This window comes from Leclercia sp. 29361 (genome assembly GCF_011290365.1).
Lineage (GTDB): Bacteria > Pseudomonadota > Gammaproteobacteria > Enterobacterales > Enterobacteriaceae > Enterobacter > Enterobacter tamurae.
Genome location: NZ_CP049786.1, coordinates 4,013,550 through 4,036,121, shown reverse-complemented (window position 1 = coordinate 4,036,121; position 22,572 = coordinate 4,013,550). Strand labels below are relative to the sequence as shown.

Here is a 22,572-nt window from a genome sequence, read left to right as displayed (position 1 = left end):
TGGTCCATGTACATGCTTTGTCGCTTGGGTTACATTGTTGGCACTTTTTTCTGGCGTAGCCCAAAACGCGCTGTCGTCAAGCCGAAACGGGTATGGCCTTCAACATCCGATCTGGAGTCAAAATGTCCTCACGTAAAGAGCTTGCCAATGCTATTCGTGCGCTGAGCATGGATGCTGTACAAAAAGCTAAATCCGGTCACCCGGGTGCCCCGATGGGTATGGCTGACATTGCCGAAGTCCTGTGGCGTGATTTCCTGAACCACAACCCGCAGAACCCGGCCTGGGCTGACCGCGACCGTTTCGTACTGTCCAACGGCCATGGCTCCATGCTGATCTACAGCCTGCTGCACCTCACCGGCTATGCGCTGCCAATCGAAGAGCTGAAAAACTTCCGTCAGCTGCACTCTAAAACCCCGGGTCACCCGGAAGTGGGCTACACCGCAGGTGTTGAAACCACTACCGGTCCGCTGGGTCAGGGCATTGCTAACGCCGTGGGCATGGCAATTGCTGAGAAGACGCTGGCGGCGCAGTTCAACCGTCCGGGTCACGACATTGTTGACCACTTCACCTATGCGTTCCTCGGCGACGGCTGCATGATGGAAGGTATCTCTCACGAGGTATGCTCCCTGGCCGGTACCCTGAAGCTGGGCAAACTGGTTGCGTTCTATGACGACAACGGCATCTCCATTGATGGTCACGTTGAAGGCTGGTTCACCGACGATACCGCAGCACGTTTCGAAGCCTACGGCTGGCACGTGGTACGTGGTGTTGACGGTCACGATGCTGACGCGATCAAACGTGCAGTAGAAGAAGCACGCGCTGTAACCGACAAGCCGTCCCTGCTGATGTGCAAAACCATCATCGGTTTCGGTTCCCCGAACAAAGCCGGCACCCACGACTCTCATGGTGCACCGCTGGGTGATGCAGAGATCGCCCTGACCCGTGAACAGCTGGGCTGGAAACACGCCGCGTTTGAGATCCCATCTGAGATCTACGCGCAGTGGGATGCCAAAGAAGCCGGTCAGGCAAAAGAAGCAGCATGGAACGAGAAATTTGCTGCCTACGCTAAAGCCTTCCCACAGGAAGCGGCTGAATACACCCGTCGTATGAAAGGTGACATGCCGGCTGACTTCGACGCCAAAGCGAACGAGTTCATCGCTAAACTGCAGGCGAACCCGTCCAAAATCGCCAGCCGTAAAGCGTCCCAGAATGCCATCGAAGCCTTCGGCCCGTGGCTGCCAGAGTTCCTCGGCGGCTCCGCTGACCTGGCACCTTCTAACCTGACCATCTGGTCTGGTTCTAAAGCGATCAACGAAGATGCTGCCGGTAACTACATCCATTACGGTGTACGTGAATTCGGTATGACCGCGATTGCCAACGGTATCTCCCTGCACGGTGGTTTCCTGCCGTACACCTCCACCTTCCTGATGTTCGTGGAATATGCCCGTAACGCGGTGCGTATGGCTGCACTGATGAAACAGCGTCAGGTGATGGTTTACACACACGACTCCATCGGTCTGGGCGAAGATGGCCCGACTCACCAGCCGGTTGAGCAGGTTGCTTCTCTGCGTGTGACCCCAAACATGTCCACATGGCGTCCATGTGACCAGGTTGAATCCGCGGTAGCGTGGAAATATGGCGTTGAGCGTCAGGATGGCCCGACCGCACTGATCCTCTCCCGTCAGAACCTGGCTCAGCAGGATCGTACCGAAGCGCAGCTGGCGAACATCGCCCGCGGCGGTTACGTGCTGAAAGATTGCGACGGTCAGCCACAGGTGATTTTCATCGCGACCGGTTCTGAAGTTGAACTGGCGGTTGCGGCCTGGGATCAACTGGCAGGCGAAGGCGTGAAAGCGCGCGTGGTTTCCATGCCGTCTACCGATGCCTTTGACAAGCAGGACGCGGCGTACCGTGAATCCGTGCTGCCGAAAGCGGTCTCCGCTCGTGTGGCTGTGGAAGCGGGTATCGCTGACTACTGGTTCAAATACGTGGGCCTGAACGGCGCAATCGTCGGCATGACCACCTTCGGTGAGTCTGCTCCGGCTGAGCAGCTGTTCGAAGAGTTTGGCTTCACCGTTGAGAACGTGGTCGCAAAAGCGAAAGAACTGCTGTAATTGCTGGTACGGTGCGGGCTTATGCCCTCACCCCAACCCTCTCCCACGGGAGAGGGTGCAAATACCAAAAACGGTAACCCCTGGGTTACCGTTTTGCTTTTACCTCGCCACCCGGCTTTTTTGTATCTACTATTCCTCCTGCATGTAACTGCGCTGTGAATTATTCCATTAAAAATGTGACGCAAGTCATATAGCTGGCTTATTGGTCCGAGGGCTCATTCCCTTTATTCCACGTTTCGCTTATTCTGGCTGAAGCGTTTCAGTCGATTAAACGTTCGACAAATGACCAATCAGTTGGAGTTTGTGACAGGCGAGGATTCCCCTCAGAGCGTTGCTGGATTACTCTGTCAGCCACCTCGAATCAGGGAAAGCTTTGCAGGAGACTTATGACCGTACGCGTAGCGATTAATGGTTTCGGTCGCATCGGACGTAACGTGGTTCGTGCTTTATATGAATCCGGGCGCCGGGCGGAAATGACCGTGGTGGCCATCAATGAACTGGCCGATGCCGCAGGCATGGCGCATTTATTGAAATATGACACCAGCCATGGGCGCTTCGCCTGGGACGTTCGTCAGGAGAGAGAGCAGCTGTTCGTCGGTGATGACGTGATTCGTGTGCTGCATGAGCAGACGATCGACGCCTTACCCTGGCGTGAGCTGGGCGTGGATGTGGTGCTCGACTGTACCGGCGTCTACGGCAATCGCGAACATGGCGAAGCCCATCTGGCGGCTGGCGCGAAGAAAGTGCTCTTCTCACATCCCGGCAGTAACGATCTCGATGCCACGGTGGTTTATGGCGTTAACCATCATGAGCTGCAAGCGGAACACCGCATCGTCTCCAATGCCTCCTGCACCACCAACTGTATTATTCCGGTCATCAAACTGCTGGACGATGCCTATGGCATTGAATCGGGCACCGTGACCACGATTCACTCCGCCATGCACGATCAGCAGGTCATTGACGCATACCACCCGGACCTGCGACGCACTCGCGCGGCGAGTCAGTCGATTATCCCGGTGGATACCAAACTGGCGGCCGGTATCACCCGAATTTTCCCCCAGTTTGAAGACCGTTTTGAAGCTATCGCCGTGCGTGTTCCTACCATCAACGTGACGGCGATCGACCTCAGCGTGACCGTGAAGAAACCGGTAAAAGCCTGTGAGGTCAACCTGTTGCTGCAAAAAGCGGCACAGCAAGCATTTCATGGTATAGTTGACTATACGGAATTACCGTTGGTCTCAGTAGATTTTAACCACGATCCGCACAGCGCCATTGTTGATGGCACCCAAACGCGCGTGAGTGGGGCGCATCTGATCAAAACGCTGGTCTGGTGTGATAATGAATGGGGCTTTGCTAACAGGATGCTCGACACCACGTTAGCCATGGCCGCACAAGGTTTCAGGTAAGGCGCGTATTGCGTCTGCAAAACTTTAAGAATCAACGAGAGGATTCACCATGTCTGTAATTAAGATGACCGATCTGGATCTGGCAGGTAAACGCGTTTTCATCCGTGCGGATCTGAACGTACCGGTTAAAGATGGGAAAGTCACCAGCGACGCACGTATCCGTGCCTCTCTGCCAACCATCGAACTGGCACTGAAGCAGGGTGCAAAAGTGATGGTCACCTCCCACCTGGGTCGTCCGACCGAAGGCGAGTACAACGAAGAATTCTCTCTGCTGCCGGTTGTTAATTACCTGAAAGACAAACTGTCCAGCCCGGTACGTCTGGTTAAAGACTACCTGGACGGCGTTGAAGTTGCTGAAGGTGAACTGGTTGTTCTGGAAAACGTTCGCTTTAACAAAGGCGAGAAGAAAGACGACGAAACCCTGTCCAAAAAATACGCAGCCCTGTGCGACGTGTTCGTAATGGATGCTTTCGGTACTGCTCACCGTGCGCAGGCTTCTACTCACGGTATCGGTAAATTCGCTGACGTCGCCTGTGCAGGTCCACTGCTGGCAGACGAACTGGAAGCACTGGGCAAAGCTCTGAAAGAGCCAGCGCGTCCAATGGTTGCTATCGTTGGCGGTTCTAAAGTCTCTACCAAACTGACCGTTCTGGACTCTCTGTCCAAAATCGCTGACCAGCTGATCGTCGGTGGCGGCATCGCCAACACCTTCGTTGCTGCTCAGGGCCACAACGTGGGTAAATCCCTGTACGAAGCAGACCTGGTTGACGAAGCAAAACGCCTGCTGACCACCTGTGACATCCCAGTTCCAACTGACGTTCGCGTAGCGACCGAGTTCTCTGAAACCGCTACCGCTGAGCTGAAGTCTGTCTCTGACATCAAAAATGAAGAGCAGATTCTGGACCTGGGCGATGCCTCTGCAGAAAAACTGGCTGAGATCCTGAAGAATGCGAAAACCATTCTGTGGAACGGCCCGGTTGGCGTGTTCGAATTCCCGAACTTCCGTAAAGGTACTGAAATCGTGGCTAACGCGATTGCAGACAGCGACGCATTCTCCATTGCTGGCGGCGGTGATACTCTGGCAGCAATCGATCTGTTCGGTATTTCCGACAAGATCTCCTACATCTCCACTGGCGGCGGCGCATTCCTCGAATTCGTGGAAGGCAAAGTTCTGCCAGCAGTAGCCATGCTCGAAGAGCGCGCTAAGAAGTAAGCCATTTTAGGGCAGGGAAACCTGCCCAATTTTCAGCGTGCTTTTAAGAGCTCGCCCCTTTCCAAGGCCGAAGATACAGGACTCGCAACATGTCTAAAATTTTTGATTTCGTAAAACCTGGCGTGATCACTGGTGATGACGTTCAGAAGGTGTTCCAGGTAGCAAAAGAAAACAACTTTGCTCTGCCAGCGGTTAACTGCGTCGGTACCGACTCTATTAACGCCGTACTGGAAGCCGCAGCAAAAGTTAAAGCTCCGGTAATCGTTCAGTTCTCTAACGGCGGTGCTGCGTTTATCGCAGGTAAAGGCGTGAAAACTGACGTTCCTCAGGGCGCGGCAATCCTGGGCGCAATCTCTGGCGCACATCACGTACACCAGATGGCTGAGCACTACGGTGTTCCGGTTATCCTGCACACTGACCACTGCGCGAAGAAACTGCTGCCGTGGATCGACGGTCTGCTGGACGCGGGCGAAAAACACTTCGCAGCAACCGGTAAGCCACTGTTCTCTTCTCACATGATCGACCTGTCTGAAGAGTCTCTGGAAGAGAACATCGAGATCTGCTCCAAATACCTGGCGCGCATGGCCAAAATGGACATGACTCTGGAAATCGAACTGGGTTGCACCGGTGGCGAAGAAGATGGTGTGGACAACAGCCACATGGACGCTTCTGCCCTGTACACTCAGCCAGAAGACGTTGATTACGCGTATACCGAGCTGAGCAAAATCAGCCCACGCTTCACCATCGCTGCCTCCTTCGGTAACGTACACGGCGTGTACAAGCCAGGCAACGTGGTTCTGACCCCGACGATTCTGCGTGATTCTCAGGAATACGTTTCCAAGAAACACAACCTGCCGCACAACAGCCTGAACTTCGTCTTCCACGGCGGTTCCGGTTCTTCTGCTCAGGAAATCAAAGACTCCGTAAGCTACGGTGTTATCAAAATGAACATCGATACCGACACCCAATGGGCAACCTGGGACGGTATCCTGCAGTACTACAAAACCAACGAAGCTTATCTGCAGGGCCAGCTGGGCAACCCGAAAGGCGAAGACCAGCCGAACAAGAAATACTACGATCCACGCGTATGGCTGCGTTCAGCCCAGGCCTCTATGGTGACGCGTCTGGAGCAGGCATTCAAAGAGCTGAACGCGGTTGACGTTCTGTAATTTGCACTGCTGATAGCCTCAGAAAGCCCGCGGTAATCGCGGGCTTTTTTTATGCTTTTTCAACTGGCTACGGGCACTATTTATGTGATCTGTTTGGCAAAAGCCCTCGCTTTTGTTTACCCTTAACTAACTTGCCTGCCTCGATGGGGGATGCATTTCTATGGTTTGCTTAGATAAGGAATATTGAATGGAAGATCTCGGTGTTGTAGATAGCATCAATAACGCGGGCTCCTGGCTGGTGCGTAACCAGGCATTGCTGTTGAGTTACGCCGTAAACATTGTGGCGGCCATCGCCATTATCATCATCGGTATGATCGTGGCGCGCATCATCTCTAATGCGGTTAACCGCGTGATGCGGGCGCGTCATATTGATGCCACGGTGGCAGATTTCCTCTCCGCACTGGTGCGCTACGGCGTTATCGCGTTTACGCTGATTGCGGCTCTGGGCCGTGTCGGGGTGCAAACGGCATCGGTTATCGCCGTGCTGGGTGCCGCCGGTCTGGCAATTGGTCTGGCCTTGCAGGGCTCGCTGTCGAACCTGGCGGCCGGGGTACTGCTGGTGACCTTCCGTCCGTTCCGCTCTGGCGAATATGTTGATCTCGGCGGCGTGGCCGGTACCGTGCTGCAGGTGCAGATCTTCTCTACCACCCTGCGCAGCGCGGATGGCCGGATGGTCGTGATCCCGAACGGGAAAATCATCGCCAACAACATCATTAACTTCTCTCGTGAACCGGTCCGTCGCAATGAGTTCATCATTGGCGTGGCGTACGACTCGGATATCGACAAGGTTAAGCAGCTCCTGACTAACATTATCGAGTCGGATGACCGCATTCTGAAAGATCGTGAGATGACCGTTCGCCTGAACGAGCTGGGTGCTTCATCTATCAACTTTGTGGTGCGCATCTGGAGCCACAGCGGCGATCTGCAGAGCGTTTACTGGGATGTGCTGGAACGCGTGAAACGCGACTTTGACGCCAACGGTATCAGCTTCCCGTACCCGCAGATGGACGTGAACTTCAAGCGTGTGAAAGAGCCGGCGGAATAACGTTTTCCAGGTAACCCGGCATGCGCAATGCGTGTCGGGTTTAATTAGTTCTGCTTATTGCCAATTAATATTATCCATTTCCTCTTATTATCCTCCCGCAGTATAGTCTGCCCTTAAGACAGCTTCCTGAGATTAATTTTCATGTTATCTTTTTACATTCAAGGGCTTATGATTGGCGCAGCGATGATCCTGCCTCTCGGCCCGCAAAATGCGTTCGTCATGAATCAGGGTATTCGTCGTCAGTATCATCTGATGATTGCGTTGCTCTGCGCGGTGAGCGATATGCTCCTGATCTGCGCCGGTATTTTTGGCGGTAGCGCGCTGCTGATGCAGTCCCCCTGGCTGCTGGCGCTGGTCACCTGGGGCGGCGTCGCGTTTCTGCTGTGGTATGGCTTTGGCGCCCTGAAAACGGCGATGGGCAGCAATATTGAGCTGGCCAGCGCCGAAGTGATGAAGCAGGGGCGCTGGAAAATTATCGTCACCATGCTGGCGGTCACCTGGCTCAACCCGCATGTTTATCTGGATACCTTCGTGGTGCTGGGTAGCCTGGGCGGTCAGCTTGATGCCGAGCCGAGACGCTGGTTTGCACTGGGTACCGTCAGCGCCTCTTTCCTGTGGTTCTTTGGGCTGGCGCTGCTTGCCGCCTGGCTGGCTCCCCGTCTGCGCACCGCCAAAGCCCAGCGCATTATCAACGGCCTGGTCGGTGTGGTGATGTGGGTTATCGCTTTCCAGCTGGCGAAAGAGGGGATTCATCATATTCGGGAACTATTCTACTAAGCGTTGTCTTATGGACATTCGACCAGCAGCCGCTAAGCTTGCTGGCATGCGCCCTGTTACATGGGCACTCTTCGCAACATGGAGGAATAAAAGTGAAGTTGAATGTAATCGCCCTGGCGGCATTAATGGGTTTTGGCGCAGCATCCGTTCAGGCCAGTGAACTGCCTGACAGCCCGCACATTGTGACCTCCGGTACCGCCAGCGTTGATGCGGCCCCGGATATTGCAACCTTAGCCATCGAAGTGAACGTGGCGGCAAAAGATGCCGCTACCGCCAAGAAACAGGCAGACGATCGCGTTGCGCAATATCTCTCTTTCCTGGAGCAGAACGGCGTCGCTAAAAAAGATATCAATTCTGCCAACCTGCGTACTCAGCCGGATTATGACTATAAGGATGGCAAAAGCATCCTGAAAGGTTACCGCGCGGTGCGTACCGTGGAAGTCACGGTACGTCAGCTTGATAAGCTCAACTCCCTGCTGGATGGCGCGCTGAAAGCGGGTCTGAACGAAATCCGTTCTGTCTCCCTGGGTGTTGCGCAACCAGAGAAGTATAAAGACGAAGCGCGTAAAGCGGCGATTGATGATGCCGTGCGTCAGGCGCAGCAGCTGGCTTCTGGCTTTAACAGCAAGCTGGGCCCGGTTTACAGCGTCCGTTACCACGTCTCTAACTATCAGCCGAGCCCGATGGTACGCATGATGAAAGCGGAAGCGGCGCCAGTCTCTGCGCAGGATACCTACGAACAGCCAACCATTCAGTTTGACGATCAGGTTGACGTGGTGTTCCAACTGGAGCCAGCGCAGGGTCAGCAGCAGAACCAGCAGACTCAGCCGGTTCAGCAGAATCAGCAGCAGGATACGGCGACTAAAGCACCGTAAGTCTGGTATTCAGCACAGAAAAAAGGCCGGGTCAGCGTTAATGCGACCCGGCCTTTTTATTAGTCCTGACGCAGGACTTTATGTCCATGGGCCAGCAGCGCGTCGGTGACGTTGCGCATCATCCGGCTTTCCGGGGCAAAGCGGTGCCAGTAGAGCATACGGCGCTGGTGTAAGCCTGGTGTCAGGTCGATCAGCTCGCCGCTGTTCAGCTCTTTCTCGATCTGCAGATGCGGGATCATGCAGCAGGTGGTGCCCTGACGTGCCAGCTGCACGAAGGCTTCGGAGGAGTTCACGATATGGCAGGGTACGCTGCCCGGCGGCAGGTCGAAGTTCTGCTGTAAAAATGCCTGATGCATGTCATCAAGATGGTCAAAGGCCACGGCAGGTGCTTTCAGCAGCGCCGCGCGGGTAACGCCATTCGGGAAGTAACGCTCGGCAAAGGCTTTTGAGCCAACGAACAGATAATCCAGCGCCCCCAGCTGATCCACCAGGCAGCTTGGCAGCGCCTGAGGCTGGATACTGACTGCACCCACTACTTCACCGCGGCGCAGACGCTCCTGGGTACGGGTTTCGTCTTCAACCTGCAGATTCAGGCGAATAGGCGAATCGGCCAGCACCGGGGCGAGGGCAGGGAGGAGCCAGGTTGCCAGACTGTCGGCGTTGACCGCCAGCGAGAGCAGCAGCGGCGTGGAGCCGGTCTGTTCATCGCCCAGCCACTCATCTTCCAGCAGCTCAACCTGACGCAGCAGTGCCAGCAGCTTTTGCCCCTGTTCGGTTGGACGCGGCGGCACGGTACGAACCAGCAGCGGCTGCCCGAACATGTTCTCAAGCTGTTTGATTCGTTGTGAAACAGCGGATTGGGTAATGCACAGCTTTTGTGCTGCGCGTTCGAATCCGCGTTCACGAATAACGGCATCAAGCGCCTGTAATGTTCTGTAGTCCGGACGTTTCATTGCTCTGGCTGACTCCCAAAAAATTCAATACTTCGCACTATGACATAATTTTATGTTTGATACAGACGAAATTGGTGACCTCGCAGATCACATGGCGCAGGCGAATGCTCTATAATGCGCGTCACGCAAAATCACCACGGGCACGAGATCATGACGCAGGATGAACTGAAAAAAGCAGTAGGATGGGCCGCTCTCCAGTATGTACAGCCGGGTACCATTGTCGGCGTGGGCACAGGGTCAACGGCAGCACACTTTATTGATGCGCTGGGCACCATGAAAGGCCAGATCGAGGGCGCGGTTTCCAGCTCCGATGCCTCCACGGAAAAGCTGAAAAGCCTGGGGATCACCGTTTTCGATCTCAACGACGTTGACCGTCTGGGGATCTACGTCGACGGCGCGGATGAGATCAACGGCCATATGCAGATGATCAAGGGCGGTGGCGCGGCGCTGACGCGCGAGAAAATCATCGCCTCCGTGGCGGACAAGTTTATCTGTATCGCCGATGCCTCCAAGCAGGTCGATATCCTCGGCAACTTCCCGCTGCCGGTTGAAGTGATCCCGATGGCGCGCAGCGCGGTTGCCCGCGAGCTGGTGAAACTGGGTGGCCGCCCGGAATACCGTCAGGGCGTGGTGACGGATAACGGGAACGTGATTCTGGATGTTCACGGTCTGGAGATCCTCGACGCCGTGGCGCTGGAGAATGCCATCAATGGTCTGCCAGGCGTGGTAACCGTAGGGTTATTCGCCAATCGTGGCGCGGATGTCGCGCTGATCGGCACCGCCGATGGCGTCAAAACCATCGTGAAATGATCTGACGGGGGGAGCCTCCCCCCGCTAACTTTTTTTGCAACAGCGATATTCGGTGACTTGTGTCACATTTCTAATTCTCTCCTGACGATCCTGCCGCTTTCGTATTCCTCCACAGCATATTTCACTGCCAATTGGCGCTGTATGACATTTCTTCAGAGTCCCGACGCAAACGTTCATATTGCTGCAATAGTTTTTTTTGATATGTTGGCTGGAGCGGATTTCAATCCAGCACAACAACAGTTCAGACAATCAGACAGGGTCGGGGAAATGGCAAAGGTATCACTGGAGAAAGACAAGATTAAATTTCTGCTGGTCGAAGGGGTGCATCAGAAAGCACTGGATAACCTTCGTGCGGCAGGTTACACCAACATCGAATTTCACAAAGGCGCGCTGGATACCGAACAGCTGAAAGAGTCGATCCGTGACGCCCACTTCATTGGCCTGCGATCCCGTACCCACCTGACTGAAGACGTTATTGCCGCAGCAGAAAAACTGGTTGCGATTGGCTGCTTCTGTATCGGCACCAACCAGGTCGATCTCAATGCTGCTGCGAAGCGCGGTATCCCGGTATTCAACGCGCCATTCTCCAATACCCGTTCCGTGGCGGAGCTGGTGATCGGTGAACTTCTGCTGCTGCTGCGTGGCATCCCTGAAGCTAATGCCAAGGCCCACCGCGGGATCTGGAATAAACTGGCATCCGGCTCTTTTGAAGCGCGTGGTAAAAAGCTGGGCATTATCGGCTACGGCCACATCGGCACGCAGCTGGGCATTCTGGCGGAATCGCTGGGGATGCACGTCTTCTTCTACGACATCGAAAACAAGCTGCCGCTGGGGAATGCCACTCAGGTTCAGCATCTCTCCGACCTGCTCAACATGAGCGATGTCGTGAGCCTGCACGTGCCGGAAAACGCCTCCACCAAAAACATGATGGGTGCAGAAGAGCTGGCGCTGATGAAGCCGGGCTCGCTGCTGATCAACGCCGCGCGCGGTACGGTAGTGGATATCCCGGCGCTGTGCGAAGCCCTGAAAAGCAAACATCTGGCGGGTGCTGCCATCGATGTCTTCCCGACCGAACCGGCGACCAACAGCGATCCGTTCACCTCGCCGCTGTGTGAGTTCGACAACGTGATCCTGACTCCGCACATCGGGGGCTCTACTCAGGAAGCGCAGGAAAACATTGGTCTCGAAGTGGCCGGTAAGCTGAGCAAATACTCTGACAACGGCTCAACCCTGTCGGCGGTCAACTTCCCTGAAGTCTCTCTGCCGCTGCACGGTGGACGTCGTCTGCTGCACATCCACGAAAACCGTCCAGGCGTGCTGACGGCCATTAACCAGATCTTCGCTGAGCAGGACGTGAACATCGCCGCACAGTATCTGCAAACTAACGCCCAGATGGGTTATGTGGTTATTGATATCGAAGCGGATGAAGACGTTGCAGAGAAAGCGCTGCAGGGGATGAAGGCTATTCCAGGCACGATTCGCGCGCGTCTGCTGTACTAGGTTAGTGCGGTCTGATGCCCTCACCCCGCCCCTCTCCCACAGGGAGAGGGCGCAAACACTAAAAACGGTAACTGGCGTTACCGTTTTGCTTTTACCTCCACTGCCAAATCTTCGACGGCGTCACCACCGCAGGCAGCGGAATATCCCATTTCTCAACCGGTAACGCGTCCACGCGCTGACAATCATGGGCATAGCCTACGGGCTGTAAGCCGTGCTGCTGCCAGTTTTGCAGAGTGCGATCGTAAAAACCTCCGCCCATACCCAAACGCTGTCCGCTCTCATCAAATGCCACCAACGGCGTCACCAGTACGTCCAGCTGATCCAGCGGCAGCACGTCGCGCACGTCCAGCTTAGGTTCGGTGATTTTCAGACGATTCACCACCAGCTCGCTGTGAGGATGGTAGTGCAGAAACAGCAAGTTCCCCGGGCTGAACGGGTGCAATACCGGCAGATAGACCTTTTTCCCGGTGCGCCAGAGCTCATCGATCAGCGGTTGGGTATCGAGTTCGCCATCAAAGGAGAGAAACAGGGCGACAGTATGCGCCATCACAACGGGTGGATAAGCCATCATGCGTGCCGCGCCTTGTTGCGCGAAATGGGCTTGTTGTTCAGACGATAAGGCTCTGCGTTGCTGACGGATAAACTGACGAATGTGTTGACGAGAGGCAGGGACTTCAGGAAGTTGCGTCATGGTAGTCGCTGGGTAGAAAGGTGAGGGAATCTCCGAGATGCCGCCGCAGGCTGTAACCCTTGAACCCTTGGTTCAAGGTGAATGTGTCGTCATAGTTTTAAGGCTTCTCGGACGAACCGAGCATGCTCACCAACCATGGAGCGCCACATTCTTGTGGTATGAAATATCGGCTCAGGGGACTGGCCCGCATGCGAACATCTCAGAGAAATTTTTCCTTCACGGTCACTCTACCATAGTAGACCACGAAGTGTTATTCAAAGTTTTGCCCCGGTCTGTCTGTAATTCGACCCTGATCAAGCAATGCCTGTTCAATGGTCTGCTGGAGCATTTTAATGCGTTGTTCCATGCTCGCCGCGTAATCGCGGGTCTTCGCTTTTTCCTGAGCCAGTTCATAACTGATGTTCAACGCGGCGATGAAGACCAGCTGCTCAGTATTTGTGACTCTAGTGCGTTCTTTTAAATCTTGCAACCGCTGATTCAAATCATCCGCAGCCTGATTCAAAGCATCCCTTTGTTCAGGCGGACAATTCACTCGCAGCGAACGGCCAAAAATTTGGATATCGACGGGTTGTGCAGACATGCCACCTTCCTGCTGTTTGACTGCGCTGCCTTCACTTCCGCTACCGGGGGCTGCGAAGGGGCGACACTATAGCTACCCTGGCGTGTAGAAACAAGCCCTATTCTGGTTCACCAGGGTCCAAAGTGGTAGCATATCATGAATATTCCTCCCTTTGATGACGAATGAGCATGTCTATGCAGAACGAAATGCCTGGTTACAACGATGTCAGCCAGTTACTGAACCAGCAGGGAGTGGGTTTAACCCCGGCTGAAATGCACGGTCTGATCAGCGGGATGCTGTGTGGTGGAAACAACGACAGCTCTTGGCTGCCGCTGGTTCACGACCTGACGAACGAGGGTCTGGCGTTTGGGCACGACCTCGCCCAGGCGTTGCGCAGCATGCATGGCGCAACCAGCGATGCGCTGGAAGACGACGGCTTCCTTTTTCAGCTTTATCTGCCTGATGGCGACGACGTCAGCGTGTTCGATCGCGCCGATGCGCTGGCCGGTTGGGTCAATCACTACCTGCTAGGGTTGGGTGTGACGCAGCCTAAGCTGGAAAAAGTGACGGGCGAGGCCGGAGAAGCGATCGACGATCTGCGTAACATCGCTCAGCTGGGCTACGATGAAGACGAGGATCAGGAAGAGCTGGAGATGTCGCTGGAAGAGATCATCGAGTACGTGCGTGTGGCGTCGCTGCTTTGCCACGACACCTTTACGCGCGTAAAACCGACCGCGCCGGAAGTGCGCAAACCAACCTTACACTAATAACGATTCCAGGAGGGTGTCATGACTCAGCAAGAGTACCTTCGCCGCCGTCAGGCGCTGCTGGCGACTATGCAGCCGGGCAGCGCCGCGTTGATTTTTGCCGCACCGGAAGCCACGCGCAGCAACGATAGCGAATATCCGTACCGCCAGAGCAGCGATTTCTGGTACTTCACCGGCTTCAATGAGCCGGAGTCGGTGCTGGTGCTGATCAAAAGTCACGACACCCATAACCACAGCGTGCTGTTTAACCGCGTTCGGGATCTCACCGCCGAGATCTGGTTTGGCCGCCGTCTGGGCCAGCAGGCCGCGCCGGAAAAGTTGGGCGTGGATCGCGCCCTGGCGTTCAGCGAAATCAACGAGCAGCTCTACCAGCTGCTCAATGGCCTGGATGTGGTCTACCACGCGCAGGGTGAATACGCCTATGCCGATGAGATTGTCTTTACCGCGCTGGATAAGCTGCGCAAAGGTTCCCGGCAAAATCTGAAAGCGCCGATAACGCTCACCGACTGGCGTCCCGCCGTCCACGAGCTTCGCCTGTTTAAATCAGAAGAAGAGCTCGAGGTCATGCGTCGCGCGGGCGAGATCAGCGCTCTGGCCCATACCCGGGCGATGCAAAAATGTTGTCCGGGAATGTTCGAGTATCAGCTGGAAGGCGAAATTCACCATGAATTTACCCGCCACGGTGCTCGCTACCCGGCCTATAACACCATCGTTGGCGGCGGTGAAAACGGCTGCATTCTGCATTACACCGAAAACGAGTCTGAACTGCGGGATGGCGATCTGGTGCTGATCGATGCCGGATGCGAATTTAAAGGCTATGCCGGGGATATCACCCGCACCTTCCCGGTGAACGGTAAATTTACCCCGGCCCAGCGTGCCATCTACGACATCGTCCTGCAGTCGCTGGACACCGCGCTGATGCTTTTCCGCCCCGGCACCTCTATTCAGGAGGTCACCGGCGAAGTGGTGCGCATTATGATTAGCGGGCTGGTAGAGCTGGGGATCCTCAACGGCGACGTCGATCAGCTGATCGCAGAGAACGCTCACCGTCCCTTCTTTATGCATGGCCTGAGCCACTGGCTGGGGCTGGATGTGCATGATGTGGGCGTGTATGGCCCGGAACGTTCCCGCGTGCTGGAGCCAGGAATGGTGCTGACCGTTGAACCGGGGCTCTATATCGCCCCGGATGCCGACGTGCCCGCCGAGTATCGCGGGATCGGTATTCGTATCGAAGATGACATCGTCATCACTGAATCCGGTAACGAAAACCTGACGGCGTCGGTGGTGAAAAACGCCGACGAGATTGAAGCCCTGATGGCGGCGGCACGCCGATGAGCATCATCATCGTTGGCGGAGGCATGACGGGCGCCACCCTGGCGCTGGCGATTTCTACGCTGACCCAGGGCAAGCTTCCGGTGCATCTGGTTGAGGCCGTGGCGCCGCAGTCGGCCGGTCATCCGGGGTTTGATGGCCGCGCCATCGCCCTGGCGCAGGGAACCTGCCAGCAGTTGGCCCGCAGCGGCATCTGGCAGGCGATTGCCGATTGCGCTACCGCGATCGAAACCGTTCATGTCAGCGACCGGGGCCACGCCGGGTTTGTCACCCTTGAGGCGCAGGATTATCGCATTGATGCCCTGGGGCAGGTGGTGGAGCTGCACGACGTAGGTCTGCGACTGTTCCGCCTGCTGCAGGATGCCCCTGGCGTGACGCTGCATTGCCCGGCGCGCGTGGAACACTCTACCCGCAGCGAAACCTCGGTCAGCGTCACGCTGGATGACGGCAGTACGCTCGAGGGACAACTGCTGGTGGCAGCTGACGGCTCCCGTTCAGCGCTCGGTCAGCAGTGTGGCATCCAGTGGCAGCAGCAGCCGTACCATCAGCTGGCGGTGATCGCCAACGTTGCCACCGCCGAGCCACACCGTGGCCGCGCCTTTGAACGTTTTACCCAGCATGGTCCTTTGGCCATGCTGCCGATGTCGCAGGGACGTAGCTCGCTGGTCTGGTGCCATCCGCTGGAAAAAGCAGATGAAGTGCAGGCCTGGTCGGATGAACGCTTCTGCACCGAACTGCAAAAAGCCTTTGGCTGGCGGCTGGGACGTATCACCCATGCCGGGAAGCGTTCGGTCTATCCTTTAGCATTAACCACGGCGTCGCAGGCTGTCTCCCATCGCGTCGCGCTGGTGGGCAATGCGGCCCAGACGTTACACCCTATCGCCGGGCAGGGCTTTAACCTCGGGCTGCGCGATGTGATGACCCTCGCCGAAACGCTGGCGCAGGCCTTTGCCCGACAGCAGGATTGCGGCGCGTATCCGGTGCTATGCCAGTATCAGAAACGACGTCAGGCAGATAAAGAGGCCACCATCGGCGTCACCGACGGGCTGGTGCATCTGTTTGCTAATCGCTGGGCACCGCTGGTGGCAGGGCGTAACCTGGGGTTAATGGCGATGGAATTATTCATTCCGGCACGCGATGTGCTGGCGCAGAGGACTCTCGGTTGGGTCGCTCGCTAAGGAGTTAACAAAGTGCAGAATGTTGATGTTGCCATTGTCGGTGGCGGAATGGTAGGACTGGCGCTGGCCTGCGGTCTGCAGGGTAGCGGTCTGCGCGTGGCGGTGCTGGAGCAGAAACAGCCTCAGCCTGTCGCTTCCGATGCGCCGCCTGAGCTCCGTGTCTCAGCGATCAACGCCGCCAGTGAAAAGCTGCTGACCCGTATCGGCGTCTGGTCAGAGATCGTCGCCCAACGCGCCAGCTGCTATCACGGCATGGAAGTGTGGGATAAAGACAGCTTCGGGCATATCGCTTTTGATGATGAGAGTATGGGCTACAGCCATCTTGGCCATATCATTGAAAACGCGGTGATTCACCATGCGTTATGGCAGAAAGCGCAGCAGTGCAGCGACGTCACGCTGATTGCGCCCGCGCAGCTGCAGCAGGTGGCCTGGGGCGAAAACGATGCCTTTATTACCCTGCAAAGCGGCGACATGCTGACCGCGCGTCTGGTGGTAGGGGCCGATGGGGCAAACTCCTGGCTGCGTAACAAAGCCGACATTCCACTCACATACTGGGACTACCGCCATCATGCGCTGGTCGCCACCATCCGCACCGCGGAGCCGCATCAGGCCGTAGCCCGGCAGATTTTCCATAATGATGGCATTCTCGCCTTCCTGCCGCTGAGCGATCCGCATCTCTGCTCGATCGTCTGGTCGCTTTCCCCCGAGAAGGCCCAGCAGATGCATGAGGCGTCCGCCGACGAGTTCAATCAGGCGCTGTGCGTGGCCTTTGATAACCGACTGGGGCTCTGCACCGTCGAAAGCGAGCGCCAGGTGTTCCCGTTAACCGGTCGCTATGCGCGCCAGTTCGCCGCCCATCGTCTGGCGCTGGTGGGCGACGCCGCGCACACTATTCATCCCCTGGCCGGGCAGGGCGTGAATCTGGGCTTTATGGATGCTGCCGAGCTGGTGAATGAACTGCGTCGTCTGCATCGTGAGGGTAAAGATATCGGGCAGCATCTTTACCTGCGCCGGTACGAACGCAGCCGTAAGCACAGTGCTGCGATGATGCTGGCGGGCATGCAGGGGTTCCGCGAACTCTTTGCCGGTGCCAACCCGGCCAAAAAACTGCTGCGCGATCTCGGTCTGAAGCTGGCTGACACCCTCCCGGGCGTCAAACCACAACTCCTGCGCCAGGCGATGGGTCTTAACGATCTGCCGGACTGGCTACGCTAATTTAGAACCCCGTCACACTTTATTCTGTCGGCCTGTGGGTCGGCAGAATTCCCTCGTTTGAAATAATCTAATTTCACCCGCTTTTTCGCATTAGATTATCTAATCTAATGATTTTTATGTTACGGAAATTTCGCGCATTTTTCCGCAGTAAATATCCTCTTGTACTAAATCTTCTTCAGGTTACTTTGCTTTTGTGCGGAATGATTCGCATTTTTATAGTGAATAACTCTGTACGCTTTGCTGGCATTTTTGACCATAAGCTAATGTGATGACCCATTTTCCCTTATGGTTAACCACCGTTTTCAGTGGTAACTTCAGGGAAAAGAGAACGTTTGCGTCGGCGTCCGGGAGCGATGCCGATGCCGGGTTTTATGGTGAAATTTTCAGCATAAAACGCAAGACAGCCCAGCTCATTCAACGAGGATAAGATGGCTCAACAGACGCCTTTGTACGAACAACACACCTTATGCGGTGCACGCATGGTCGATTTCCATGGCTGGATGATGCCGCTGCATTATGGTTCGCAGATTGATGAGCATCATGCGGTGCGCACCGATGCCGGTATGTTCGACGTCTCGCATATGACCATTGTCGATCTGCACGGCAGCCGCACCCGGGAGTTTTTGCGTTATCTACTGGCGAACGACGTGGCGAAACTCACGAAGCCGGGCAAAGCGCTCTATTCCGGCATGCTGAATGCCTCCGGCGGCGTGATTGACGACCTGATTGTCTATTACCTTACCGAAGATTTCTTCCGCCTCGTTGTTAACTCCGCCACCCGTGAAAAAGACCTCGCCTGGATCACCCAACACGCTGAACCTTACTCCATCGACATCACAGTACGTGATGACCTGTCGCTGATCGCGGTGCAGGGTCCGAACGCCCAGGCGAAAGCTGCATCCCTGTTCACTGATGAACAGCGTCAAGCCACCGACGGCATGAAGCCGTTCTTTGGCGTGCAGGCGGGCGATCTGTTTATTGCCACCACCGGGTATACCGGTGAAGCGGGCTATGAAATTGCGATGCCGAATGAAAAAGCGGCCGATTTCTGGCGTGCGCTGGTCGAGGCGGGCGTTAAGCCGGCCGGTCTGGGGGCGCGCGATACGCTGCGTCTGGAAGCCGGCATGAATTTGTATGGCCAGGAGATGGACGAAGGCGTCTCTCCGCTGGCGGCCAACATGGGCTGGACCATTGCATGGGAACCGGCGGATCGCGACTTTATCGGACGTGAAGCGCTGGAAATGCAGCGTGAGAAGGGCACCGAACAGCTGGTTGGCCTGGTGATGACCGAGAAAGGCGTACTGCGCGGCGAGCTGCCGGTGCGTTTCACCGATGCCAATGGCAACCACTGCGAAGGCATTATCACCAGCGGTACCTTCTCTCCGACGCTGGGCTACAGTATTGCGCTGGCGCGTGTGCCGGCGGGCATTGGCGAGACTGCCGTGGTGCAGATCCGCAACCGCGAAATGCCGGTCCGCGTGACCAAACCGATTTTTGTTCGCGCCGGTAAACCGGTCGCCTAATTATTTTTATCAGGAGAAATTCAATGAGCAATGTGCCAGCAGAACTGAAATACAGCAAAGAACACGAGTGGCTGCGCAAAGAAGCCGACGGTACTTACACCGTTGGGATCACCGAGCATGCTCAGGAGCTGTTAGGTGACATGGTCTTTGTGGATCTGCCGGAAGTGGGCGCGACCGTGACCGCGGGCGACGACTGCGCCGTGGCGGAATCTGTTAAAGCCGCTTCTGATATCTATGCGCCAGTGGGCGGCGAAATCGTGGCGGTAAACGACGCGCTGAGCGACTCCCCGGAACTGGTGAACAGCGAGCCCTACGGCGAAGGCTGGATCTTCAAAATCAAAGCCAGCGACGAAGCGGAAGTTGCCGCTCTGCTGGATGCGACTGCATACGAAGCCCTGTTAGAAGACGAATAATGTTGTGCCGGATGGCGCTGCGCTTATCCGGCCTACAGGTCAATGTAGGCCCGGTAAGCGTTAGCGCCACCGGGCAACAGAGTTAGAGACAACTACGATTCACTGCACGTTTCAGGAACCATCGCTCATGACACAGACTTTAAGCCAGCTTGAAAACCGTGGCGCCTTCATTGAACGTCACATCGGGCCGGATGCTCAGCAACAGCAGGAGATGCTGAAGACGGTTGGCGCGGATTCGTTAAACGCCTTGATCGGCCAGATCGTGCCGAAAGATATTCAGCTCGATACGCCGCCGCAGGTGGGTGAAGCCACCACTGAATACGCTGCGCTGGCAGAACTGAAAGGCATTGCCAGCCTGAACAAGCGCTTTAAGTCTTACATTGGCATGGGCTACACCAACGTGCAGTTACCGCCGGTGATCCTGCGTAACATGCTGGAAAACCCGGGCTGGTACACCGCCTATACTCCGTATCAGCCGGAAGTGTCTCAGGGCCGTCTGGAAGCGCTGCTTAACTTCCAGCAGGTCACCCTGGATCTGACCGGTCTGGACATCGCCTCGGCCTCGCTGCTGGATGAAGCCACCGCTGCCGCAGAAGCGATGGCGATGGCAAAACGCGTCAGCAAACTGAAGAACGCAAACCGCTTCTTCGTTGCCGCCGACGTTCACCCGCAAACCCTCGACGTGGTGCGTACCCGTGCGAAGACCTTTGGTTTTGAGGTGATTGTTGATGACGCTGATAAAGTGCTGGATCACCAGGATGTGTTCGGCGTGCTGCTGCAGCAGGTTGGCACCACCGGTGAAGTGCACGACTACGGCACCCTGATTGCCGAGCTGAAAGCGCGCAAAGTTGTTGTCAGCGTGGCGGCCGATTTTATGGCGCTGGTGCTGTTAACGGCCCCGGGCAAACAGGGCGCAGACATCGTCTTCGGCTCCGCGCAGCGCTTCGGCGTGCCGATGGGCTACGGCGGTCCGCACGCGGCCTTCTTTGCCGGCAAAGATGAATTCAAACGCTCCATGCCAGGCCGTATTATCGGCGTATCAAAAGATGCCGCCGGTAACACCGCGCTGCGCATGGCGATGCAGACTCGCGAGCAGCACATCCGTCGTGAGAAAGCGAACTCCAACATCTGTACTTCTCAGGTGCTGCTGGCCAATATCGCCAGCCTGTATGCGGTCTTCCACGGCCCGGCTGGTCTGAAGCGTATCGCCAGCCGTATTCATCGTCTGGCGGATATCCTTGCCTGCGGCCTGCAGCAGAAAGGTCAAAAACTGCGCCACGCGCACTTCTTTGACACCCTGTGTGTTGAAGTGGCTGACAAAGCCGCGGTGCTGGCGCGCGCCGAAGCCGCAGAGATTAACCTGCGCAGCGATATCCTCAATGCGGTGAGCATTACCCTGGATGAGACCACCACGCGTGAAGATATTCAGGTCCTGTTTAACGTCCTGCTGGGTGACGACCACGGCCTGAATGTGGATACCCTCGATAAAGAGGTGGCGCATGACAGCCGCTCTATCCAGGCGACCATGCTGCGCGACGACGCAATCCTCGCCCATCCGGTGTTTAACCGCTACCACAGCGAAACCGAGATGATGCGCTACATGCACTCCCTGGAGCGCAAGGATCTGGCCCTGAACCAGGCGATGATCCCGCTGGGCTCCTGCACCATGAAGCTGAACGCCGCCGCCGAGATGATCCCGATCACCTGGCCGGAATTCGCCGAGCTGCACCCGTTCTGCCCGGCCGATCAGGCGGAAGGCTACCATATGATGATTAACCAGCTCTCCGACTGGCTGGTGAAACTGACCGGCTACGACGCCCTCTGCATGCAGCCAAACTCCGGCGCACAGGGCGAGTACGCGGGCCTGCTGGCAATCCGTCACTATCACGAGAGCCGCAACGAAGGCCATCGCGATATCTGCCTGATCCCAAGCTCTGCCCACGGCACCAACCCGGCCTCTGCCCAGATGGCGGGGATGGAAGTGGTGGTTGTGGCCTGTGATAAAAACGGCAACATCGATCTGGCAGATCTGCGTGCCAAAGCAGAACAGACCAGCGATAAGCTCTCCTGCATCATGGTGACCTATCCGTCCACCCACGGGGTATACGAAGAGACCATCCGTGAAGTGTGCGAGATCGTGCACCAGCACGGCGGCCAGGTTTACCTGGATGGCGCCAACATGAACGCTCAGGTGGGGATCACCACGCCAGGCTTTATCGGCGCGGATGTGTCGCACCTGAACCTGCACAAAACCTTCTGCATTCCGCACGGCGGTGGCGGCCCGGGTATGGGGCCAATCGGTGTGAAAGCGCACCTGGCCCCGTTCGTACCGGGTCACAGCGTAGTGCAGATCGAAGGCATGCTGACCCGTCAGGGCGCGGTCTCTGCGGCACCGTTCGGCAGCGCCTCCATTCTGCCAATCAGCTGGATGTATATCCGCATGATGGGCGCGGAAGGGCTGAAGCAGGCCAGCCAGGTGGCGATCCTGAATGCCAACTACATCGCGACGCGTCTGAAGTCTGCCTTCCCGGTGCTCTACACCGGCCGCGATGGCCGCGTGGCGCACGAATGTATTCTGGATATTCGTCCGCTGAAAGAGCAGACCGGTATCAGCGAGCTGGACATTGCCAAACGTCTGATCGACTACGGCTTCCATGCCCCAACCATGTCGTTCCCGGTCGCGGGCACGCTGATGGTTGAGCCAACCGAATCCGAAAGCAAAGCCGAGCTGGACCGCTTTATCGACGCGATGCTGGCGATCCGCATGGAGATCGACCGCGTTCAGGATGGCGAATGGACGCTGGAAGATAACCCGCTGGTCAACGCCCCGCACACCCAGCACGAGATGGTGGCGGAGTGGAATCACGCTTACTCCCGCGAGCTGGCGGTCTTCCCGGCAGGCGTGGCTAACAAGTACTGGCCGACCGTGAAGCGTCTTGATGACGTCTACGGCGACCGCAACCTGTTCTGCTCCTGCGTGCCGCTGAGTGAATACCAGTAATATCGATGGTGTAGTAATGTAGGCCGGGTAA

19 protein-coding genes and 1 other RNA gene are annotated in these 22,572 nt (G+C 56.5%); 16 read left to right on the top strand and 4 right to left on the bottom strand.

Translation table 11 applies throughout. The features are described 5' to 3' along the window. The first annotated feature begins 122 nt into the window (after positions 1–122). The 7 genes from tkt to G7090_RS19225 all read left to right on the top strand — a co-directional run bounded on the left by tkt (position 123) and on the right by G7090_RS19225 (position 8,599). Complete coding sequence (gene tkt, locus G7090_RS19255) at positions 123–2,114, top strand: transketolase (RefSeq protein ID WP_106994361.1); 1,992 nt, start codon at positions 123–125, stop codon at positions 2,112–2,114. A gap of 386 nt (positions 2,115–2,500) precedes the next feature. Next, positions 2,501–3,520 (top strand): erythrose-4-phosphate dehydrogenase, encoded by a 1,020-nt coding sequence (gene epd / locus G7090_RS19250; protein ID WP_106994362.1) that lies wholly within the window; start codon positions 2,501–2,503, stop codon positions 3,518–3,520. 49 nt (positions 3,521–3,569) lie between these two features. Beyond that, entirely contained in the window at positions 3,570–4,733 is a 1,164-nt protein-coding gene (gene pgk / locus G7090_RS19245; protein WP_106994363.1) for a phosphoglycerate kinase, read from the top strand. Between the two features lie 89 nt (positions 4,734–4,822). Next, on the top strand, positions 4,823–5,902 hold the full coding sequence (fbaA, locus tag G7090_RS19240) for a class II fructose-bisphosphate aldolase (RefSeq protein WP_166183909.1): 1,080 nt from the start codon (positions 4,823–4,825) through the stop codon (positions 5,900–5,902). 187 nt (positions 5,903–6,089) lie between these two features. Further along, positions 6,090–6,947: a small-conductance mechanosensitive channel MscS gene (locus tag G7090_RS19235; RefSeq protein ID WP_106994365.1), complete on the top strand. Its 858-nt coding sequence runs from the start codon at positions 6,090–6,092 to the stop codon at positions 6,945–6,947. A gap of 141 nt (positions 6,948–7,088) precedes the next feature. Beyond that, positions 7,089–7,724 (top strand): arginine exporter ArgO, encoded by a 636-nt coding sequence (gene argO / locus G7090_RS19230; protein WP_166183907.1) that lies wholly within the window; start codon positions 7,089–7,091, stop codon positions 7,722–7,724. A 92-nt stretch (positions 7,725–7,816) separates the two neighbouring features. Further along, a complete protein-coding gene (locus tag G7090_RS19225; RefSeq protein WP_166183905.1) occupies positions 7,817–8,599 on the top strand; it encodes an oxidative stress defense protein in 783 nt (260 codons plus the stop codon). A 59-nt stretch (positions 8,600–8,658) separates the two neighbouring features. Here the strand turns inward: G7090_RS19225 and argP are convergent, their stop codons facing one another. Further along, positions 8,659–9,552: a DNA-binding transcriptional regulator ArgP gene (gene argP, locus G7090_RS19220; protein ID WP_106994367.1), complete on the bottom strand. Its 894-nt coding sequence runs from the start codon at positions 9,550–9,552 to the stop codon at positions 8,659–8,661. Positions 9,553–9,702: 150 nt separating this feature from the next. Here argP and rpiA point away from each other — a divergent pair, with 150 nt between their 5' ends. Further along, positions 9,703–10,362 (top strand): ribose-5-phosphate isomerase RpiA, encoded by a 660-nt coding sequence (rpiA, locus tag G7090_RS19215; protein WP_166185451.1) that lies wholly within the window; start codon positions 9,703–9,705, stop codon positions 10,360–10,362. 267 nt (positions 10,363–10,629) lie between these two features. Next, entirely contained in the window at positions 10,630–11,862 is a 1,233-nt protein-coding gene (gene serA, locus G7090_RS19210) for a phosphoglycerate dehydrogenase (RefSeq protein ID WP_166183903.1), read from the top strand. Between the two features lie 91 nt (positions 11,863–11,953). On the opposite strand, the gene G7090_RS19205 is transcribed toward serA, so the two are convergent. The 3 genes from G7090_RS19205 to zapA all read right to left on the bottom strand — a co-directional run bounded on the left by G7090_RS19205 (position 11,954) and on the right by zapA (position 13,133). Continuing rightward, entirely contained in the window at positions 11,954–12,553 is a 600-nt protein-coding gene (locus G7090_RS19205) for a 5-formyltetrahydrofolate cyclo-ligase (RefSeq protein WP_166183901.1), read from the bottom strand. A gap of 25 nt (positions 12,554–12,578) precedes the next feature. Next, positions 12,579–12,762: non-coding RNA, 6S RNA (gene ssrS / locus G7090_RS19200), on the bottom strand. Positions 12,763–12,803: 41 nt separating this feature from the next. Continuing rightward, positions 12,804–13,133 (bottom strand): cell division protein ZapA, encoded by a 330-nt coding sequence (gene zapA / locus G7090_RS19195; RefSeq protein ID WP_032613890.1) that lies wholly within the window; start codon positions 13,131–13,133, stop codon positions 12,804–12,806. Between the two features lie 167 nt (positions 13,134–13,300). Between zapA and G7090_RS19190 the strand changes: the two genes are divergently transcribed. From G7090_RS19190 to gcvP, 7 genes are all read left to right on the top strand, one after another. After that, positions 13,301–13,879 (top strand): YecA family protein, encoded by a 579-nt coding sequence (locus G7090_RS19190; protein ID WP_146145529.1) that lies wholly within the window; start codon positions 13,301–13,303, stop codon positions 13,877–13,879. A gap of 21 nt (positions 13,880–13,900) precedes the next feature. Next, positions 13,901–15,214, top strand: a complete 1,314-nt coding sequence (gene pepP / locus G7090_RS19185) for a Xaa-Pro aminopeptidase (RefSeq protein ID WP_166183899.1) — start codon at positions 13,901–13,903, stop codon at positions 15,212–15,214. Then, on the top strand, positions 15,211–16,389 hold the full coding sequence (gene ubiH / locus G7090_RS19180; protein ID WP_166183897.1) for a 2-octaprenyl-6-methoxyphenyl hydroxylase: 1,179 nt from the start codon (positions 15,211–15,213) through the stop codon (positions 16,387–16,389). The genes pepP and ubiH overlap by 4 nt, the downstream gene beginning before the upstream one ends. Positions 16,390–16,401: 12 nt before the next feature. Further along, a complete protein-coding gene (ubiI, locus tag G7090_RS19175) occupies positions 16,402–17,604 on the top strand; it encodes an FAD-dependent 2-octaprenylphenol hydroxylase (protein ID WP_166183895.1) in 1,203 nt (400 codons plus the stop codon). A gap of 428 nt (positions 17,605–18,032) precedes the next feature. Beyond that, complete coding sequence (gene gcvT / locus G7090_RS19170) at positions 18,033–19,127, top strand: glycine cleavage system aminomethyltransferase GcvT (RefSeq protein WP_166183892.1); 1,095 nt, start codon at positions 18,033–18,035, stop codon at positions 19,125–19,127. A gap of 23 nt (positions 19,128–19,150) precedes the next feature. After that, complete coding sequence (gene gcvH / locus G7090_RS19165) at positions 19,151–19,540, top strand: glycine cleavage system protein GcvH (protein WP_039029826.1); 390 nt, start codon at positions 19,151–19,153, stop codon at positions 19,538–19,540. A gap of 127 nt (positions 19,541–19,667) precedes the next feature. Next, positions 19,668–22,541 (top strand): aminomethyl-transferring glycine dehydrogenase, encoded by a 2,874-nt coding sequence (gcvP, locus tag G7090_RS19160; protein ID WP_166183890.1) that lies wholly within the window; start codon positions 19,668–19,670, stop codon positions 22,539–22,541. Positions 22,542–22,572: the final 31 nt, after the last annotated feature.

What these genes read in the sequence shown, in the direction of transcription:
- G7090_RS19190 (WP_146145529.1), top strand. Translation starts at nt 13,301, where the DNA reads ATGTCTATGCAGAACGAAATGCCTGGTTACAACGATGTCAGCCAGTTA.
- G7090_RS19205 (WP_166183901.1), bottom strand. Translation starts at nt 12,553, where the DNA reads ATGACGCAACTTCCTGAAGTCCCTGCCTCTCGTCAACACATTCGTCAG.
- argP (WP_106994367.1), bottom strand. Translation starts at nt 9,552, where the DNA reads ATGAAACGTCCGGACTACAGAACATTACAGGCGCTTGATGCCGTTATT.
- gcvP (WP_166183890.1), top strand. Translation starts at nt 19,668, where the DNA reads ATGACACAGACTTTAAGCCAGCTTGAAAACCGTGGCGCCTTCATTGAA.
- pepP (WP_166183899.1), top strand. Translation starts at nt 13,901, where the DNA reads ATGACTCAGCAAGAGTACCTTCGCCGCCGTCAGGCGCTGCTGGCGACT.
- zapA (WP_032613890.1), bottom strand. Translation starts at nt 13,133, where the DNA reads ATGTCTGCACAACCCGTCGATATCCAAATTTTTGGCCGTTCGCTGCGA.
- tkt (WP_106994361.1), top strand. Translation starts at nt 123, where the DNA reads ATGTCCTCACGTAAAGAGCTTGCCAATGCTATTCGTGCGCTGAGCATG.
- serA (WP_166183903.1), top strand. Translation starts at nt 10,630, where the DNA reads ATGGCAAAGGTATCACTGGAGAAAGACAAGATTAAATTTCTGCTGGTC.
- G7090_RS19235 (WP_106994365.1), top strand. Translation starts at nt 6,090, where the DNA reads ATGGAAGATCTCGGTGTTGTAGATAGCATCAATAACGCGGGCTCCTGG.
- rpiA (WP_166185451.1), top strand. Translation starts at nt 9,703, where the DNA reads ATGACGCAGGATGAACTGAAAAAAGCAGTAGGATGGGCCGCTCTCCAG.
- epd (WP_106994362.1), top strand. Translation starts at nt 2,501, where the DNA reads ATGACCGTACGCGTAGCGATTAATGGTTTCGGTCGCATCGGACGTAAC.
- gcvH (WP_039029826.1), top strand. Translation starts at nt 19,151, where the DNA reads ATGAGCAATGTGCCAGCAGAACTGAAATACAGCAAAGAACACGAGTGG.
- ubiH (WP_166183897.1), top strand. Translation starts at nt 15,211, where the DNA reads ATGAGCATCATCATCGTTGGCGGAGGCATGACGGGCGCCACCCTGGCG.
- fbaA (WP_166183909.1), top strand. Translation starts at nt 4,823, where the DNA reads ATGTCTAAAATTTTTGATTTCGTAAAACCTGGCGTGATCACTGGTGAT.
- argO (WP_166183907.1), top strand. Translation starts at nt 7,089, where the DNA reads ATGTTATCTTTTTACATTCAAGGGCTTATGATTGGCGCAGCGATGATC.
- pgk (WP_106994363.1), top strand. Translation starts at nt 3,570, where the DNA reads ATGTCTGTAATTAAGATGACCGATCTGGATCTGGCAGGTAAACGCGTT.
- gcvT (WP_166183892.1), top strand. Translation starts at nt 18,033, where the DNA reads ATGGCTCAACAGACGCCTTTGTACGAACAACACACCTTATGCGGTGCA.